This window comes from Aureibaculum sp. 2308TA14-22 (assembly GCF_040538665.1).
GTDB lineage: Bacteria > Bacteroidota > Bacteroidia > Flavobacteriales > Flavobacteriaceae > Aureibaculum.
The window spans coordinates 2,326,299-2,347,574 of sequence record NZ_JBEWXT010000001.1 but is presented as its reverse complement, the minus strand read 5'-3'; the positions used below and the strand labels follow the sequence as shown (position 1 = coordinate 2,347,574).

Genomic DNA, 21,276 nt, shown 5'->3' with positions numbered 1-21,276 from the left:
ATGAGAATCTAAAAAATTAAATGTTTCTATTGTTCATATTTAATAGCTATATGGAGAATATTTTAGTATTTTCCTTAGATGACTTTAATTTTTTCGGTAACGCTTCCGAAAAATTAAACCGCTTTCGGTAACGCTTCCGTTAATTTTTGATTGTCATTTTCGGATTTGGTTTTCTGTATAACTTAGTTTTGAGAACTAATTAATAACTAACTTGTATGAAAAAAAACTATTTATTTTGTTTGATTTTTATTTGTTGTACCACTTTCTTGTGGTCACAGGAAAAAACGGTAAGTGGTACCGTAATTGATGTGAATAATATGCCATTGCCTGGTGCGAGCATAATAGTTCAAGGGACATCTAACGGAACACAAACGGATTTTGATGGAAAATACTCCATAAATGCATCAGAAGGAGATATTCTGGTGGTAAGTTTTATTGGCTTTAAAAGCCAATACATTACTGTGGGTAGCAATTCTACTATTAATATCACCCTCATAGAGGATGCTTCTCAACTTGATGAAGTTGTAGTTGTAGGGTATGGTACTCAATCTAAAAAGGACATCACAGGCTCTATTGAAATCGTTAAAGGAGAAGAGATATTGCAAAGAAGTTCTACTAATATTTCAAATGCACTTCAAGGTAGTGTGGCTGGTGTTACCGTTAATAGAAGTAGTTCTGCTCCAGGAAGTTCAAGTACTATTAGAATACGTGGTAACACAACGCTTCAAGGAAGTAATGATCCTTTAATTTTGGTTGACGATGTGCCTGTTAGTTCTATAGATGTAGTGCCAGCAGACCAAGTTGAAAGTATTTCTGTCCTTAAAGATGGTGCAGCGGCGGCTATTTATGGGTCTCGTGCAGCAGCAGGGGTTATCATTATAACAACAAAACGAGCCAAATCTGGCACTTTAAATGCTTCTTACAGTGGGGAATATTTTATAAACTCACCTTCAGAAAGACGCGAACTTGTTGGTCCAGACAGATACATGGAAATAATTAATGAGATGCGTTGGAATGATGCTGGAAATCCTGACGGTGGTGAATTTCCAGTTTATAATCAAGCTACTATTGATGCGTATAAAGCTGGTCAGCACTTAGTTGATAGGGATATGTATCCTTATACTGATTGGAGTTCTCTTTTAATTAAGAAGCAAGCTACTGGAACTAGGCATAATGTGAATATTTCAGGAGGATCTGATAAAGTAAAGACAAATTTCTCTCTTGGGTATGAAAACCAAGATGCATTGTATGCTATTAGAGAATGGACACGTTACACAGCACGTTTAAATAATGATATAAAGATAAGCGACAGAATTGGAGTTACGGCTGATGTTGCTTTTAGATTGGTAGAAAATGATAATCCAATTCTTGATCCTACTCGTAATACAACTGCTGCCCCAATATTTAATGCGTTTCATCAAGATGGAAGAATCGCTGGCGGGAGAGGTGGAGGTAATGCTAATGCAAGATTATTCTCTGGAAGTTTTAGTAATACAAATTCATACAATTTAAACGCAAAAATAGGTGTATTTTTTAAACCTATTGATGATTTAAAGATTACCTTGAATTTAGCACCAAACTTCACTTTTGTTGAGAACAAATCATGGAGTAAACCGCAACCTTATTGGGCATTTGATGATCCTGATCAGTTACAAGCTCCGCAGTATATATTCCAAGTTTTTCAACCAAGTTTAAGTGAGAGAAGGGATAATATGAATACGTATACTAAACAAGCCTTTATTAATTACGATAAAACTTTTGGAGAGCATAGTGTAAGTGTAGTTGCTGGTTATGAGGACTTTACTTCTAAAAGAGAAAATTTACGAGTAAGAGCCGACCAGTATTTAAGTGCAGATTTCCCTTATTTAAGTCAGGCTCCTACAGATCGTGTTTTCGATAATAAGGGAGATGATCCTACGGTAAATGAAGTAGCTTATGTTTCAGGTTTTGGTAGAGTTAATTACAATTATAAAGATAAATATTATGTGAGTGCAGCAGTTAGACATGACGGGTCTTCTAGATTTGGTAGTGAATACAGATGGGGTACATTTCCATCAGTATCTGCTGCTTGGACGGTTTCTAACGAAGACTTTTTCGAATCTTTAAATTCACCTATATCATATTTAAAGTTAAAAGGATCTTATGGTAGTTTAGGAAATGATAGATTAGGTAACTATTTGTATTTAACGGTACTGCAAATTGGTAACGTGTTAATTGATCAAGGAGGAACTGCCGAACAAGTAAGAGGTTTATCTCAACGATTTTTAACAACACCAGACATAAGATGGGAAACAACAACTACTAAAAACTTCGCAGTTGATCTTGGATTGTTTGATTCAAGACTTGGAATAGAAGCTGAGTATTATATAAAAGATACTGAAGATATGTTGTTAAGTTTAAGTGTGCCAGATTTAGTTGGGTTTGATGATCCTACAGTAAATGTTGGTAGTATGCAAACTAAAGGTTGGTCAGCTTCTATTTCATGGAATGATAATATTAGTGAAGATTTTACTTACGGTGCTAGATTCTTTATGTTTGATGACAAATCTATCATAGGAGATATAAACGATAAGAGACTTTTCGTTGGAAATACGCTTTCTGAAGAAGGTCATGAGTTTAGAAGTCTTTATGGATATGTTTCAGATGGGATTTATCAGACTCAAGAAGAGGTTGATAACTCACCAGTTACAAGTTCAGCTGTAAGTCCAGGTGATATTAAGTACAAGGATATTAGTGGCCCTGATGGTGAACCAGATGGAGTTATAAATAGCTTTGATAGAGATTTTTTAGGAAGCTCACTAGATCATTACACATATGGAGGTAATCTTAATATGGGTTATAAAGGTTTTGACTTGGGTATAGTTTTTCAAGGCGTAGCAAAAAAGAATTTTAATTTTACCAGAGATATTCTTTTGCCAGACCCTCAAGTAGAAAATCAAACGCAATTGTATGATGGTAATTTTTGGAGTACTTATAATACGCCCCAAGAGAACTTAAATGCTAAATACCCTAGAGCATCACTAAGATCTAATTCTAACAATTACCGTTTTTCAGATTTCTGGATAAAAAACGGATCTTATCTAAAGATAAAAAGTTTAACATTAGGCTACTCTTTACCACAAAATGTTATGGATAAATTACCGTTGACTAAATTAAGAGTTTATGCTACTGGAATTGATTTATTTAGATTTGATAATTTACCGAAAGGGATAGACCCAGAGCAAACAAATGCAGGTTCATATTACCTAACAAAAACAGCAGTTTTTGGAGTACAACTTAATTTTTAAAAATATATAAAATGAGAAAATTTATTAATAAGTTATTAGTATTAAATTTGGTTATTTTAGCCTTAGTCTCTTGTACGGAATTAGACTTAACTCCTAGAGATGCACCCACTTCGGCTCCATTTACAAGTACACAACAATTTAGAGAAGGACTTAATGAGAGTTATAGGGAAACTTGGTACAAGTTAGAAGACCCTAGATTTTCAATAGATGATGATTCTAATTATAGACAAGACCTTAGTGCTATAAAAGCTGGTACTGTAGATGCAGATTATGGTACTTCAGCAACTAATTGGTCGCATTTATATAAAGCAATCGCAAGGACACTATCTGTAAGAACTCAAATTTTAAATCAATCAGGAATACTTACAGAAATTGACGCCAAACAATTTTTAGGTGAAGCAGATTTTCATCTTGCAAACTACTGGACTTATATGATTACTCGTTTTGGCGATGTTCCATATTTTGAGAATCAATTGTCGGTAGAAGAAGCATTTAATGCAGGTAGAACTAGTAAAGATGAAATATTACAAAAAGTTTATGCGTTTTATGATAGTGCTATAGAAAAGCTACCTACCACTCGATCTGGACTGCAATATGCCACAAAAGGAGCTGCCATGGCAATGAAAGCTAGAGCTGCTTTATATGTAGGAGATTTTGCAATAGCTGCAGAATCTGCTAAGGATTGTATGGATTTAGGAGTTTATGATTTGCACCCAGATTTTTTAGATTTATTCAAATCGGTTACTAGAACCTCAGATGAGCTTATTTTTTACATTCCTAGAGATGAATCAAAAGGTACCACAGAATCAGCAGCACGTGGTCAATTACAACCATGGAGACCTCGAGGAGTTAATGGAGGTTGGGCAGGTACTGGTCCTACTTGGTCTTTGTTGGCGTCGTATGAATGTATTGATGGCTTACCAATTGATGAATCACCATTGTTTGACCCTAAGAATCCATTTAAAAATAGAGATCCTAGATGTGCTGCTACTATAGTTGCCTTTGGATCGTTAGAAGATGGTGATGGCAGATTAGTTTCAGATGGAACTAGACATATGGGATACGAAATAACACCACACCCTTTTAGACCTGTAGCGTTTAATTACTTTACCAATACTTTAGATTGGCCAAATCAAAACACAAAAAGTTTTACGCCGCATTCTAATTATCAAGGGTTGTTGTATAGAAAATTTATTGATGAAGAATGGACAGATGGTCTTCCAGATGGAAATAGAATCCTCATGAGATATGCGGATGTGCTATTAATTTATGCCGAAGCAAAAATTGAGCTAAATCAAATCGATGCTAGTGTATTAGATGCGATCAATGCTGTAAGAGATAGAGCTTATGCGAGTTCAGTACATTCAAATCCTACAGTTACTACAACAAATCAAGCAGAACTTAGGTATGTGGTAAGAAATGAAAGACGTGCTGAGTTTGCTATGGAAGGTCTAAGGTATATGGATATAATAAGATGGCGTATAGCCGAAAAAGTATTGAATGGTCCTTATTATGGTTTGTTAACGGGCGATGTACTTGCTAATCCAAACGATGGTGGTAATGCTGCTTTTATAGAAAGTTTCTGGTTTTGGGGGATGACACCTCAATTAGATGAAGATGGAATAGCAGACTTTAAACCACTGGCGGATGCAGGATATGCAAGTCAAATTGCTGAGATGGGCTTTGATGCCAATAGACAGTATTTGTACCCTATTCCTAATAAGGATATTCTATTGGCTCCAAATTTAACTCAAAATCCAGGGTATTAAAAATAAATTTTGAATTGAGTTAGTATTAGTAAACACCCTCTTGAGTTATTTGTTTTATTAAGAGGGTGTTTTTGTGTTTAAAAGTGACATTAATCCTTTGACAGATTTAATTTTTAATTGTAAATGTTGGTATTTTATTAAATTGTATTTGTTATGAGTAAGTTGTTTTCCTTTTTTATATTAAAATCTATTTCTTTGTGTTCTGTTTTTATATTCTTCTCATGTTCAGAGATACAGACATATAAAGAAGAAAAAGACGATGAACTCTTTTCTGCTTTAACCATTGATGATACGGGTCTCATTTTTAAAAATAATTTAAAGGAGTCTACAACCATGAATTGGTTGTATTATGAATATTTTTATAATGGAGCTGGCGTAGTTGTTGCAGATTTTAATAATGACGGTTTACAGGATATATATTTTACAAGTAACTTAAGTACAAATAAATTATTTCTTAATAAAGGAGGTTTAAAATTTAAGAATGTAAGTGTAACCGCAAAAGCCCAAGGAGATGGTGGGTTTTGCACGGGAGTAACCGTTGTGGATATAAACAATGATGGCTTAAAAGACATTTATCTGCTTAAATCTGGACGTTTTAAATCAGATGATCCGTTAAGAAATGAGTTACTTATAAATATTGGAGTTGATGATAATAATATTCCTTTATTTGAAAATAAAGCTAAAGAATATGGATTAGATTTACCACACAATTCTACTCAAGCGTCTTTTTTTGATTATGATAAAGATGGAGACCTTGATATGTTTTTAATCAATCATAATATTGATGTATACAATACAGATAATATTTCTGAAGTAATGAGAAAAACATCAAATAAAATTGGTGAAAAGTTATATAGAAATGATAACGGAAAATATATTGATGTAACAAAAGAAGCAGGAATTATTAGTAATAATATCGGTTTTGGGTTAGGTATAGCTATTGGAGATGTAAATAATGATGGTTGGCCAGATGTATACACTAGTAATGATTATTATGAAAAAGATCATCTATACCTTAATAATCAAGATGGTAGCTTTAAAGAAACCTCATTGAAATCATTTGGGCATGTTCCCACGTTTTCAATGGGTAATGATATAGCAGATATAAATAATGATGGCTACTTAGATATTGTATCTCTTGATATGATGGCTGAAGATAATTATAGTCAAAAAGCCAGTATGAGTGCCATGAACCCTGAACAATTTCATACCATTGAAGATTTAGGACTTCATTCTCAATACATGTACAATGCACTTCAAATAAATAATGGACTTGAACCCAATACCAATGTTCCTCTTTTTTCTGATATAGCGCAACTTGCCAATGTAGCAGCTACAGATTGGAGTTGGGCACCGCTATTATTAGATATGGATAATGATGGTTTTCGAGATTTATTTATTTCTAATGGAATTAAGAGAGATATAAGGAACAACGATTTTTTAATATACATGCGTAAGAAAGAGAAAGAAGCTATTAAAAAAGGAGGTGTTAATCAAGAAGAATATATGAAGGATCTATTGAGTAAAATGCCAACAAGAAAAAAGAAAAATTATTTTTATTTAAATAGTAAAAATTTAGTATTCGAAAAATTAAATCTAACCCAACCGGCTACTTTTTCTAACGGTGCAGCTTATGCAGATTTTGATAATGATGGAGATTTAGACATTATTGTTAACAATGTAGATGACTTTCCTATACTCTATCGTAATAATCAAGAATCGAATTCCTTTTTATCGATTAAACTACAAGGGACGTCTAATAATAAAGATGCATTAGGAACTAGAGTTATAGTTACTGCAAACAAAGAAACCTTTATTGCCGAAAATTATTATACAAGGGGCTATCAATCTGCTATGGCAATTCCATTGCATTTTGGACTTGGAGATTCTAAAAAAGTAGATTCTATAAACATTGTTTGGCCAGATGGTAAGTCACAGACGTTATTTGATATTGAGGTTAATAAAGAGATGACCATTACCTATAATCCAAATGAAAATAATAAATATTATTATGACTCTCCTAAAAACGTTTTGTTTCAGGATATCACAGAATCTATTGAGTTAAGATACAAGCAAGAAGAAAACGATTATAATGACTTTATAAAAGAAAGCCTGTTACCCCATAAAATGTCTCAAGAAGGACCAGCAATGAGTGTTGGTGATATCAATAATGATGGTTTAGACGATATTTTTATTGGTGGAGCTAAAGGATACTCAGCAGCACTATACATTCAAAATAGGGGCGGTCAGTTCAAGAATTCCAACGAATCATTATTTATAAAAGAAAAACAATACGAAGATGTTGGAGCATCATTTTTTGATGCCGATAATGATGGTGATTTAGATTTATATGTAGTGAGCGGTAGTAATGAATATGGTGTAGAATCCAAGTATTATCAAGATAGATTGTACACGAATAATAATGGAATATACAAAAAGGCTGAAAACCCATTTGAAAATGTACCAGCTGTTAGTGGTTCTATTGTAAAACCTTATGATTTTGATAATGATGGAGATCAAGATCTTTTTGTTGGTGGGCGTCAAAGCCCAGAAAAATACCCTCTTTCGGGCACAAGCTTATTGTTAAGAAATGACTCAGAAAATGGAAACATTAAGTTCACTAATATTAACGCTAAGGTGCTTGATGAAATAGGAATGGTTACTGATGCAGAATGGACCGATATAGATGGCGATAATGTAAAGGAACTTGTTTTAGTAGGAGAATGGATGCCAGTTAGTGTACTAAAAAATAACAAAGGAATATTTACAAATATTACAACCGAATTAGGCTTAGAAAAAGCAACGGGTTGGTGGTTTTCTTTAAATGTTGCTGATTATGATAATGACGGGGATATAGACATAATAGCAGGGAATTTAGGTTTAAACAGTAAGTATCAGTCTACTCCAGATGAACCTTTTGAAGTTTATGCAAAAGATTTTGATAACACAGGTACATTAGATATAGTGTTGGGTTATCATCAAGAAGGAAAACTATTTCCTTTAAGAGGTAGAAGTTGTAGTTCTCAGCAAATGCCGTTTATAAAGAAGAAATTTAAGAGTTACCATGAATTTGCTTCGGCTGAGTTAATAGATGTTTATGGTAAAGAAAATATAGATGCAGCCTTAAAGTACGAAGCGAATACATTTGCAACAAGTTATTTTGAGAATGATGGTAAAGGAAATTTCACTATAAAACAATTGCCAATGCAAGCTCAAACCACAGCAATTACATCGATTATTTCAGAAGATGTTAACCAAGATGGAAATTTGGATTTATTGCTTTTTGGAAATATTTACGGGTTTGAGGTAGAAACTCCAAGGCAAGATGCTGGCTACGGTTTCTATTTAGAGGGCGATGGAAAAGGAAATTTTAAACCTTTAATGCCTTATAAAAGTGGATTATATGTTAAAGGAGATGTTGCAAATGCACAACTGATTAATTTATCAGATAATTTAAAAGTTATAGGTGTTGCAAAAAATGATGATTATTTTCAGCTGATAAAAATGAACTAGTTTTTAGAAAATAAAATATTTTATTCATTAATGAATTGTCAGCAGATATATTAAAGTTCAAAACTATGAGAAAAATATTCAGTTTAACGGTAGTATTTATTGCTCTTACAATGACATTATCTGTAAAAGCTCAAAATGTAAACAAGAAAATTATAATTTCAGGTTTTGTAAAAGATTCATTAAATATTCCAATGAAAGGGATTTTCATTTTTATTGATAACACTAACTCGAAAAAAAAAGCAAAAACAAACTCAAATGGATTTTTTAAGATTAGAACAAAAAAATCTCCTGAAAAAATTATTGCAAAATCACCTTATTTTGGAACTGAAGCGATAACCTATCAAAATAATAATTCTGTTGTAATTATTTTTAAAAAAGTAAACTTGAATTCTAATGAAAACATCGAAAAATTTATTACCAAGGCCTCTTCTAAAAGAAAAAAGAAGAAAGATAAGATTAAAAAATATTATTTAAACATGCTAGATTATTTAGCTAATCAACCTGGAATATATATACAGGATCGAAACAATGGTACTGGTATAATAAGGATTAACGGACATGGTAATAGTACTAGCCTATTTATTGAAGCTGAGTTTGGAGTTCCTTCTTCTCCGGAACCATTGTTTGTTATTGATGGAATTAATGCAAATAAAAGTCAAGTGTTGTCCTTAAATCCAATTCAGGTTGAATCTGTTACAGTTCTTAAGCATGCAGATGCCGGTCTTTATGGTCTTCGAGGAGGAAATGGTGTTATAAAGATTAAAACTAAACGTGGTGACTAAGTTTTAAGCATTAGAATAATAATTGTATCAATCAATAGCATATAAGTATATGAGAGAGTAAACGGTGCGTAGAATTTATAAATTTAGCATTGTTTGTGATTTTTATCTTATTATAATTTAAAAATATATAAACTAGAATAAAATGAAATATAAATTACAAGAAATTTTAAAAGTAGGCTCTTATGTCTTATTCTTAGCGCTTTTTATACAATGTAACAATGTAAAAAAAGAAGACAGCAAAACGGCACAGATAGAAGCTACTAACAATGAAGTTACAGATTCTATTACATTAGGCGAAATGTTTACCATATATAAGTTGCCATATGCCTATGATCATGCCATTATATATAACACAGAAGAAAAAAAATGGCATTTATACGGAATTGAAAGAGGGCATAAAACATTTATTCATCTCACAGCAGATTCATTAACCCAACGTGGTTGGGAAAAGCGTGAACCATTTAATGACGGAGATAGAGAAATTTGGGCTCCGCACATAGTGGAACATGAAAATACTTATTACATGTATTATACTAGTATTGGTGTGCCACGCCAAATTAGATATGCTACCTCAAAAGATTTATATAATTGGGAGTACCCTTCAGAAGAACCACTATTTGCTTATAGTAATGAGCATACTAATAATCAAAAAAATAAAGACCCTATGGTATTTCGTGATGAGATAAATAATCAATGGATTATGTATTTCAGTATGTTAAAAGACGACAAGCATTGGGTAGTTGGTTATAGTACCAGTAAAGATTTGGTAAATTGGGAAGGACCAAAAATTTGTTTTGACGAAAATACCGAAAACCCTGGGGTAGAATCGCCATTTGTAGTGAAACGAGGCGAGTATTACTATTTAACACTTTCAGCAAGACCAACGTGGCCTCATGGGGGGCAAGATATATTTAAAAGCAAATCCCCTTTTTTATGGACTACAGATGATTTGGTAAAACGCATCAATCCATGGCATGCAGCAGAAATTATGAGAGATTTAGATGGTAAATGGTACTATTCACGTTCATCGGGTAATCAAGAAGATTTTCGCATGTCAGAGCTATTCTGGAATGACGGTCTAGATGATGAAGAAACTTCTATGCCAATACCTAACAAATAGATCAATAATCAATTAATAAAATAGCTTAAAGTAAATGAATTATTCTGAATACTAGATTATAAAAATCGACCGCACACAATTTTTATTAAACACAATGAATTTCAATATAATTAAATACCTTTTTTTATCTATTATATGTCTAAGCTTTTTTAATTTAAGCTGTAAAGCTCAGAAAGAAAAAAAAGCTATATATATTGGTGATGACAACCACGTTATAAAAATAAACCCAAGTACATTTCAATTTCAATTTGAAAACACTAATGGAGATATTTTAGCATCTGCCGTAGACTCATCTGGATTGCTTATCAATGGCTATCCTATAATATCCTCATTTATTATAGATCGAAATAAATCGGAAAATGTTGTATTATTTGATGTTGCTAATTCAAAAGGAGAAACAGCAAAAGTAACAGTAAGCTTTAAGGCAGGTATTGCTAAGTTTACTGTTAAACCTAATACAAATTTGGATACAAATATTAGTCTACGATTGGGAGGAATGCCAGTAGCACATGGTTTAGGTGATGCGGGAGCGTTTAGAGAATCTTTTAATTTACTTGAAAACAAAAATAAATCATATAATATAATTAATGATGGAGGAGGTCAACGTTGGGCTAGTTCGTTTGTTGTATTTCCAAAAAATAATTTAGCTGGTGTATTCTTTGATAGAGGAGAAAAAAATGTGACTCTAGATGAGAAAGAATATACTATGAATATTTCAAAAACAGGAGCAGCTAGTTTCTACTACTTTATTGGAGACTTAAAGTCTATATACAAAAACTATAAACAAGTTAGAGAAGAAAAAGGATATGCTGATGTAAAACCAAAATCAAGGTTGTTTGAATTAGGCTGGGAATCTTGGGATGCTTTAGGTTGGAATACAAACCAAAAAACGGTTCAAGAAATACTACAACACTTTAGAGATAACGACTATCCCATAAAATGGGCAGTTACTGGTTCCGGTTTTTGGGATCAAGGCGGTACCACAACCAGTTTTGGCAGATGGGGAAAAAAATTCCCAAAACCCAAACTTTTAAAAGACTGGATGCACGCCAATGATATGAAATGGATGATAGGCTTAAGAACCAATTTTATCCCAGAAGGAGGGCCTTATTTTCCTAAGACAAAAAAACGTGATAAAAATTTAAAAGTTGATTCATTTTATGGCAATGAATTAACAACAGAAGCAAAGAAAAACAAGTTCTTAGTTTTAGATAGTAGAGGAGATATTGTTGAAAAAACATCAAGAGTTTTTCCTATTGTACCATCAAATCTTTTAGATGGAGATATGCCTGGTGCTGCAAAATGGTATCAGCAGCAATATGCTAAATGGGGTATAGATGGTATAAAAGAAGATACCATGATGCAACTAGATTCATTAACGGGGATTTTTAACAAACCCATTGTAGAAATTGCAGATAAAGGCGGTTGGGTAATGGCAAGAAATGGAGAGTTTACTGCTCCAGGTACGCTCCTGAGAATTAACGACACTGGTGTAAATGATATTACAAAAAGAATACCTATATCTTATATGCAATATGCAGCAAGTGGTTTTCCTAATGTATATTCAGATGTTGCTGGGGTGCATAATATGCATAATGTAAATGATGTAGATAGAAATATTAGACATACATGGTTATTATCACTAACAGCAGGAATAGCAGTAGGGGCATATCCCAAAAATTGGCCTAAAGAAAAAAAAGCTTTATTTAAAAAAGCAATAGATGTACACTATAAATTAACACCATATATGTATAGTGCCGCATTAGAAGGCTATCATTCAGGTTTTCCAACAACACTTACGCCATTAACAATTGCTTATCCGGATGTCACAAATGTTGCAAGCATACCAAATTATCAATGGATGATTGGTGAATCTATTTTAGCTACGCCATTATTAAAAAATCATAAATCTGGAAAAATGGATGTGTATCTACCCAAGGGCGTGTGGTTTGATTATGAGACAGGAGAAAAATATGAAGGCAACCAAACATTGAAAGGTTTTGAAATACCACTAGATAAAACACCCATTTTTATTGGAGGTAAAGGTGTTATTGTTGAAAGAACAGCTGATGGCAAACCCCTAAAAGCAAAAGTTTATCCGGTATCTAATACGTCTGTAACCTATACTTTCACTTATCCAGACGGAGAAAGTATTAGTACAATTACAAACAATGGTAGTTGGGCATCAAAGGATAAATTAAAAGTTAAAGACATTACAGAAAATAAGGATGTAGCTTTTGATTATGAAGTAGTTAGTGGATATGCAAGTTTTGAAATAAAGCCCAACCATAATTATAAAATTGGTAAATAGAACAATTCAAATGAAAATCTTAATGTTTAATCGGCTTTTGAAAAAGAATATGATGCTTATTATCATCATATTTTTGGTTAGTTGTAATAAAACAAAAGATACTCTAGCAGTAAATCAGGTAGATATAAAAATATACCTTAACCAAAGTGGTTTTGATAGTGAGTGGCCGAAACGTTTTACAACCTCTGATTTGAGTGATGGAACAAAATTTACTTTGCACGCTTCTGATAATGAAAAGCAATTATATGAAGGCATTATCAAAAATAGCATTGGTGATTTTTCAGATTTTCAACCCAAAAATGCAAATAAAGAATACTTTATCAAAATAGGAAGTGTAAAATCAGATATATTTCGCATCGCCCCATATTTAATGTTTTATACTAGTTATAAACCAGCACTTCAGTTTATGATTGACTCAAGAAGTGTAATTGGAACTCACAATTCTGCTTATGGTGGGTGCCCATGGAGAGATGGTACATATTACTCTTTTGAAATGCCATCGTTGGTAATGTTGTATTTGTCAAATCCAAATTATTTTGAAAATATAGTTCCAGAAATTAATTATGATACTGATAAAAAGAGGGTTCTTTCTAAAGATTTCAGGATTACAGATGAACCTAACGATGACGAAGCTTTAGAAACAGCAAGGAAATATTATACTGATTTAGAAACTTTAATTGGTGATGATGTGCCAGACATTATAAGATTAATTCATTGGGGAGTAGGTTGGTATCTTTTAGATCCTGATAGTCATGATCCATCAGGAGACCCAAAAGGGAATAAAATTCATGATCAAACCATAGAACAGTTCGCATTTTTTCTTTACGGATACCCAACCTATAAAAAATATATACCAGAAGCATTTTATAAAAAGGCATTAACTTTTACCATTGAACAATGGAAGAAAACCAACTTGTTTGATGTAAAAACCGAAATAGGATCTTTTAAAGGGAGAGAAACACCTGGACATTCTATTTTACCAAATTTATTAATGTATGAAGTAGCTAAGCGTGAAGGTTTGAATGAGCAGCGATATTTACAAGCAGCTATAGATCAAACAAACTGGATTATTGATTCTTTAAACCTGAATGACCCAATTTCTACCAAAGGACAAAGAATGAGTGAATATAAACTGTACACTAGTTTAACTACTTTTTACAATCAGTTTAATGAATTAGCTCCAAAAAGTCTTAAGGAATATTTAGATAAATATGCAGACATTATTATTAGCAGATCTAATAACAAGTGGGATTTTAGGAAATATAATGACAGCCTTTGGTCTATTCCAAGACATGGCAATAAGCTGCCAAAGTCGCATCCAGGATGGAATGAACCGGGTAATATTGCTGCATTTCCAGCTTTAGCATATGAGCTGTCTCACATAGTTGAAAACAAACAAAAACGTAAACGTTTAAAGACATTGGCAGTTTCACATTTTGATAATCTTTTTGGAAGAAATCCGGTAAGTGCCCATTCAGCAAATAGAGGCGTTCAAGATTATGAAGGTGTAGAACGAGGGTGGCCAAAAGAATATAAAAAAGATGTATGTGCACGGTTAGAATTGGTTAGAGGAACCTTAAGCTCATCTGCAGCTACTGAACATTATGTAAATGGTGTAAAAGACGATTTCCGCTGGCCAGAGGGTTGGGTGAATTTTAATGCAGCTTTTAATGTAGGTTTAGCCTATGCTTCATTACATAATATGCAGTTTGAGATTCAAGACAATACAGGTACAAATATGCAAGAAATAATTTTTGATAAATCCTATGATGTTGTTTTTAAAGCACCAGTTTCTTTAAATAATCAACAAAGAACTACTTTGAAAGTAGATCTGTATAATGGGGAAGAGTTTGTTAGTTCAATAACATTGAAAGAAACAGAACCAGGTAGTTCAATATATAAATCAACATTAAAGTTTTCGCTTAAATCGTCAACGTTACCTAATACAATTCAGTTAGAGGGAGATTCTAATCTGAGTTTAAAATATGGTTACGGTGTGTTTGGTAAGCGATTAGATATAAAAGTTAAACGGATATAAATAATTTGACATTAAATCCAGTATGGAAAGACCAACTGGATTTTATGCCTAAGAAGTTGGATGATTGGATGGTGAATATTAATGATAAAGGGTTATTAGAAAATTTGAAAGAAATTTTTTATGCTTTCGAAGAATATAAGAATGCTACCTTTTTAAGAAATGAAGAAACTATTAATAAACTAAGCGTTGAGGTAATGAATCTTAATGAGGACAATAAATTAACTAAATAAGTAAATATTAAAAATCACCATAAATAGGAAAAAACATTAAATGAAAAAACTCATCTCAATTATATTTACTCTTCTGTTTTTGCAACTAATTCATGGTGGATCTCTAGCATATGGAGTTATTTCTTTAGAAAAGAAAAATAGAGATAAATCAAAATTAACTGATAATAATCAGATAGTTCTCGATACCAAATTAAACTCAGAATTCATTTCGTTGGATGGGAATTGGTATTTTAAAGTTGATAGATACAATAAAGGACTAAGAGAGAATTGGTTCAAAGAAAAATTTGATATCAGCACATGGGAAGACATACTGGTTCCGGGAAACTGGGACTTGAAAAATGAATATGCCGATTACTCAGGTAAAGCATGGTATAAGAAATCGATAAAAATACCAATCGATCTAAAAGGAAAGGTACTACGCTTAAAATTTGAAAGTGTTTATAATGATGCTAAAATATGGTTCAATGGTCAATTAATTGGCGAAAATGATATGGGCTTCCTGCCATTTGAATTTGATATCACCAAGTTCGTGCAATATGGAGTTATTAATCAAATAACAGTACTTGTAGATAACACATTTAAACGAGGTGCATTATGGAATTGGGGAGGAATTAGAAGACCTGTTTGTGTTGAAATCACCGATAAGGTTTATTTAGATTATCAACATATTACAGCAACCCCGAATATAGAAAAAGGAACGGCAAAAGTGAATGTAAAATTTGCAATAGTCAATAAAGATTATGTTGATAGAAGTATCAATTATAATGTAGGACTCTACTACAAAGAAAAATTGGTGGTTCCTAAAAACTCTGAAGGTAGCTTGGAAATTGAAGCTGGAACAACAAAGCTTCATGCTGTGACTTTTCAGATCTCTAAAAAAAACGTTCATCTTTGGCATTTTAATTACCCACATTTATATACCTCTAAAGTACAGATATATAATCCTGATGCAAAGCTAAAAAAGCACGGCTTACAAGATCGTTTTGGTATTAGACAAATTGAAGTAAATGGGTTAGAGCTTAAACTTAATGGGGAAATTATTCGTCCAGTAGGTTTTAATCTTGTACCTGAAGATCGTACCACTGGAAACACTCTTCCTCTATGGAGAATAAAGGAAGACATTGATTTAATGAAATCTTTAGGATCCAATATGGCAAGATTGAGTCATTTGCCGTTGCCCAAATCATTTTTGGATTACATGGATGAGAAAGGGATTATGACTTTTGAAGAAGTCCCCCTTTGGCAAATTGATCCGATGGTTGATCCAGATCATCCAACCCCAAAACAATGGCTTAAAAGAATGGTACATGAAAAATTCAATCACCCTTCAGTGATAGGTTGGTGTGTTGGCAATGAGATTGGAAGTAAGCGGCGTAATTTGAAAGTAAGAGAATATGTGAAATTGGCTATTGAAGAAGCAAAAAAATTAGATTCAACGCGTTTGGCTTTATACGTTTCCGATACTGCTCCGACTGAAGAGAATGATCCAGCAGAATTTTGTGATGTAATTATGGTGAATTCTTATAGTAATTGGGGAAAACGAGCAGATATGACTAATCAACGTTATCCGAATAAACCCATTTTTATCTCAGAGTTAGGAAAAGAACTTAATAGTGAGAATCTAAATAAAGGAATTATTAATGCCGATGTTCTTTTAAAAGAATTAAGACATAAGCCATACGTTATTGGAACCTCTTTTTGGACATTTAATGACTATAGAAGTTCTTGGCAAGCAAGCCCGACCTGGTCTACACCTCCAAGTCAAAACAGGACGTGGGGTGTCGTGGATGTTTTTAGACGACCAAAGCTTGCATTTTTTAACTTGAGGAAAGAATACCTTCCATTTAAAATTAAAGAGTTGGATCATTCAACAAAGCCTCTTATGTCAGGTCAAAAGATAACTACATCTTTGATTTTAGACCCTAGAGACGTTAATGACTTTCCTGTTTATGACATGAAGGGGTATTCGCTTATATGGTATGTTTTAGATAATGAAGGACGTGTGGCTGATGGAAAGCTGATACGTTTACCTGATATGAAACCAGGAAGTAAGGAATTTCAAAAAAAAATACAATGGCAGATTCCACGGTATGGTGGTCAATATATCAAAATAGCATTATTAGACCCGCAGTATTATACCGTTTATGATACAATTACTTACTTGAAGAAACCTTCAAAACCAAATATTCTAAAAATTCATGGAGGCTCTAATGGCGTTCGTATCATATTTAAAAAGTCTGATTTGGCTACATCATGGAAAGCAAGATATGGATTAAAGGAATTAACTAAGGAAACTGATCTTACCATTAACGATTATATTGAAATACCAGAATTAAAATTTGGAGAGTCTTATAATATACAACTTATAGCTGTGAATAATTTTGGTGAAACCAGTTCAGAAATACGACAAGTTACCATTGGTAGAGATGTCTTTCCTCCAATAATTAGAAGTACGATTCCTGCTGACGGTAGTTTTTTTATAGGATACTCGGTGGATCGGACAGACTTTCTCTATGACGTACGATATGGAATTAGACCTGGTGAATATGATTATTCATTTTCTTTAGGAAATGTAGGGGTTTGCCAAATACCTGACCTTTCTAATGGTCAAACCTACTATTATCAATTCAGAAGAAGAGCACAATGGGGATTTCCCAGTCAATGGAGTCATGAAATAGCAGTTACCCCAAACGAAGAATCCGAATTATCATTTCCGAAGGTTATAGGAGTAATTAGGCAACCCAAGCGAGCTATAATTATTATAAATCCGGTAGCTAAAGCCACAGGATATAATATTAAAGTAATGGAGAAAAAAGGAGGTCAGGAATTTGAACTTACCTATACTACTTCGTTAATAGAATCATTGATCGTGGAAAATCTTAACCCTAAAAAACAATATGATTTTTTTATTAAAACCATAGGAGAGCAAGGAGCTTCTGATTATAAAATAATAGAGGATCATTCATTTAAAATGAAGTTGTAAATATATTAATGAAATTAATAAAAGAATAGAAATGATACAGACAAAAACCACTAATAAGAATACATGAAACATTTATTGATTTTTTTATTCATAATTATTTCAGGTTGTAAGTCAAAAAATAATAATACTGTAGCAACTACAGATGTTACAAGTATTATGGCGAAAGATGGTTATGAGTTAGTGTGGTCTGATGAATTTAATAAAGATTTAGACACCTCTAAATGGGCTTATCGTACCGATAATAAACATAGAAGTATTCAGCTTAAAGAAAATATACAAGTTAAAGATGGAGTTCTAACCTTAAATTTAAATGTATTTGATGAGCCTATTCAAGGAAAGAAAGCTTCAGGAGCGGGTATTGTTTCTAAAAAACAATTTAGGTATGGTTATTATGAGGTGCGCTCAAGGTTAGGAGATGGAATCGATGATGATAACGATGGTAAAACAGATGAAGGTTGGCATCATTCCTTTTGGGCGATGGCAGCAGTTATTGAAAATGGTGAGGTGGGTACAACCTATCCAGGGATAAGGCGCACTGAAATAGATTGCTATGAAAATCCAACAGAGCATTTAGGCGAGCCCGAACAAAATGGACTCAATAACTTTACGCAACATGTTATTGTTTGGGATGAAACAGGAAAAGAATGGGGGCGTTTACCAACCCCACCAACAGATGTTACTTCTCTTCAAAATTTTGATGCTAGTAAATGGCACACCTATGCTTTTGAGTGGGACGAAAAAGAAATCAAGTTTTATGTTGATGATAAACTTCAAAAAGTTGCTCATTACCCAGCTAATAAATTTGTGCATGATAAAATAAATATTTGGCTAACTGCAATAGCTGCCAATTGGAACGATGACGATCAAGAAAAGAGTATGGCACAGTATGACTATTTTAGATTTTATGAAAAAAGCACTCAGTAATTATAAACCAGTAATATTTATAGAATAACTCTTATGAAAATTTGTATAATATTTTTAATGATGTTGTCAGGAAGCGTAATGTGTGGACAAAACAATCTTTCTCTCGTAGGGAAAGCAACATCAAGTAATGGAAATGATGATATAACAACTAAACTAGCCATAGATGGTAATATTAAAAGTTGTTGGGTAAGTAAAGAAACCAACGAGCTTAAATGGGTTTTGGTTACGCTACCGGGAGCCACAGAAGTCGTGAAAGTGACTTTAAATATGGAGCATGTAGATGGTAAATCCGTAGCATCATATGCACTTCAAACCTTTATTAATGGATATTATAACGACTTAAAAAAATCTGTAAACAACACAGATAAAACAATAACTATAGAGTTTAAAAAGCCAGTTTTAACAGATAGAATTCGATTGGCAATTCGTGATAACGGACAAGTAAAAGTCAATGAATTTGAAATATACGGTCAAGAATATGTATCAAAAGATGCCACACCAGTAAAAGAAATTATAGTAAATCAAAGCGGGTATAATCTAGGAAAACCCAAAAGATTTACATCACCATTAATACCAGATAACACAACATTTTATATAAAAAACACCAAAACACAAAAGAACGAATATCAAGGAAAAGTAAATAATCATTTAGGAGATTTTTCAGATTTCAACCCATTATCATCGGATGAGTATGAAGTTGTTATCGATTCGTTTTCTTCTTATCCTTTTAGAATAGGCCCTTATTGGTTAGAGCGTGTTACGTATCAAAATATGGTAGATTTTATGATAGGGGCAAGACATTATTTAGGCACGACTGATAAAATAAGAAGCCTCTCTTGGGCTTGGAGAGATGGTGATTTTTTTAACTGGTCCATGCAAACTTTGGTGGCTCAATACCTTTCTAATCCAGAGGCGTACAAACGATTGGATAAAAAAATAAAGTATGTGCCTAATAGTAACTTTCCAGAAGAATATAAAGGTAAATGGGGAAAATTAGAGCCGTATAAAGCCGATGCGCCAGATATTGTGAAAATGATACATTGGGATGCTGATGTGAAGATTTCTGAAGAACTACATCATGAAATGCAAAAAGCAGAATTGGCTCATTTCTTATATGCATTTCCTTATTTAAAAGAATGGTTACCACAACAAAATTTTGATATAGTTTATAAATACACAGTAGATAATTGGGAAAAATCAACAGTATCTAAGGGATCTACGCGTTACGACCAAAGTCCGGAGCACAACCTATTGGCATTAAAAACAAAAATGGGAACGAATAAGGGAGAGTTACCTCCTGGTCATTCTGTAATTCCTAATTTAATGATGTACGAAGTCGCTAAAAAGCAAGATGCATTAGATGCCGATAAATATTTTAACGCAGCATTCAATCAAATGGAATGGATGATCGCTAATTTAGATTGGAAAGACCCATTAACCACCAAAGGACAACGTATGTCTGAGCATATTACCATGCGAGCTTTCGCTTATTTCTATCATCAATATCCTAAAAGATCACCAAAAGGGTTGGTTGAAAAAGCAGAAGAATGGGCAAAAATTGCTATTAGTCGCTCTAACAATATGTGGGATTTTAGAAAATATACGGATGATGGAGATTGGGTACCTAATGGATGGAATGAAACAGGAAATATTTTAAGTCTTCCTGCTAGTGCTATTGCCGCTAAAAGTGTCATTAAAAATAAAGATTTAAAACAGGAGTTAGATAGAATCACTTGGTCGCACTTTGATAATGCTTTTGGTAGAAACCCAACGGGTAGACATTTTTCTTATGATGCCCCAAGAGAAATTGAAGGTGTAGAACTAGGTTGGTATTCTTTTCATCATGGTGGCGTAGGTTTATTAGAAGAAGTTCGTTTTGTTTTTGATGGCTCACCTAAAACCAATCATTACCCTAATCATCCAGAAATAGGAAATCTGGGTTGGACAGAAGGCTGGGTGCAACACAATACCGCATTCAATGTAAGTATGGCGTATTTGGCTCATGATGATACCCAAATAGAGCTTACAAAAAAAGATAAAAAAACCATTCAAATCAGATTAAAAGCACCTATAAATTTTGATGAAAATAAGGCAGACACTTTAGATATTGAAGTTACATCAACAGGAGGCGATAAAGTAACAGTTACGCTTATAGAAGAAGGCCCTTATTCTCAATATTTAAAGGGACAGGTAAAATTTAAATGTAAAAAAATAAAAAAAGAAGATGGGATTTTACAAGTAAAAAAATCCGATATCATTAGTGTAAGTTATGGCTTAGGGTATTTTGAAAAAACAGGAACATTTTCAATAAATTAAAAA

The 21,276-nt window shown here is 33.0% G+C and carries 11 protein-coding genes; all 11 read left to right on the top strand.

The window, feature by feature from the left end:
• Positions 1-215: 215 nt before the first annotated feature.
• The 11 genes from U5A88_RS10450 (at position 216) to U5A88_RS10400 (ending at position 21,273) form a co-directional block, all read left to right on the top strand.
• Positions 216-3,287, top strand: a complete 3,072-nt coding sequence (locus U5A88_RS10450; RefSeq protein ID WP_354206200.1) for a SusC/RagA family TonB-linked outer membrane protein — start codon at positions 216-218, stop codon at positions 3,285-3,287.
• A gap of 11 nt (positions 3,288-3,298) precedes the next feature.
• Entirely contained in the window at positions 3,299-5,056 is a 1,758-nt protein-coding gene (locus tag U5A88_RS10445; RefSeq protein WP_354206198.1) for a RagB/SusD family nutrient uptake outer membrane protein, read from the top strand.
• A 153-nt stretch (positions 5,057-5,209) separates the two neighbouring features.
• Entirely contained in the window at positions 5,210-8,569 is a 3,360-nt protein-coding gene (locus tag U5A88_RS10440; protein WP_354206196.1) for a VCBS repeat-containing protein, read from the top strand.
• A gap of 65 nt (positions 8,570-8,634) precedes the next feature.
• Positions 8,635-9,351, top strand: a complete 717-nt coding sequence (locus U5A88_RS10435; protein WP_354206195.1) for a TonB-dependent receptor plug domain-containing protein — start codon at positions 8,635-8,637, stop codon at positions 9,349-9,351.
• Between the two features lie 142 nt (positions 9,352-9,493).
• Complete coding sequence (locus tag U5A88_RS10430; RefSeq protein ID WP_354206193.1) at positions 9,494-10,471, top strand: family 43 glycosylhydrolase; 978 nt, start codon at positions 9,494-9,496, stop codon at positions 10,469-10,471.
• A 94-nt stretch (positions 10,472-10,565) separates the two neighbouring features.
• The gene (locus U5A88_RS10425; RefSeq protein WP_354206192.1) at positions 10,566-12,782 is read left to right on the top strand and encodes a TIM-barrel domain-containing protein; all 2,217 of its coding nucleotides are present in this window, start codon (positions 10,566-10,568) and stop codon (positions 12,780-12,782) included.
• Positions 12,783-12,792: 10 nt separating this feature from the next.
• Positions 12,793-14,820 carry a hypothetical protein gene (locus tag U5A88_RS10420; protein WP_354206190.1) on the top strand — a complete coding sequence of 676 codons (2,028 nt, stop codon included), beginning with the start codon at positions 12,793-12,795 and terminating at the stop codon, positions 14,818-14,820.
• A gap of 5 nt (positions 14,821-14,825) precedes the next feature.
• A complete protein-coding gene (locus U5A88_RS10415) occupies positions 14,826-15,050 on the top strand; it encodes a hypothetical protein (RefSeq protein WP_354206188.1) in 225 nt (74 codons plus the stop codon).
• Positions 15,051-15,090: 40 nt separating this feature from the next.
• Positions 15,091-18,033 carry a glycoside hydrolase family 2 protein gene (locus tag U5A88_RS10410; RefSeq protein ID WP_354206187.1) on the top strand — a complete coding sequence of 981 codons (2,943 nt, stop codon included), beginning with the start codon at positions 15,091-15,093 and terminating at the stop codon, positions 18,031-18,033.
• A gap of 63 nt (positions 18,034-18,096) precedes the next feature.
• Complete coding sequence (locus U5A88_RS10405; protein ID WP_354206185.1) at positions 18,097-18,957, top strand: glycoside hydrolase family 16 protein; 861 nt, start codon at positions 18,097-18,099, stop codon at positions 18,955-18,957.
• A 33-nt stretch (positions 18,958-18,990) separates the two neighbouring features.
• Positions 18,991-21,273 carry a discoidin domain-containing protein gene (locus tag U5A88_RS10400; RefSeq protein ID WP_354206183.1) on the top strand — a complete coding sequence of 761 codons (2,283 nt, stop codon included), beginning with the start codon at positions 18,991-18,993 and terminating at the stop codon, positions 21,271-21,273.
• The last annotated feature ends 3 nt before the right edge of the window (positions 21,274-21,276 follow it).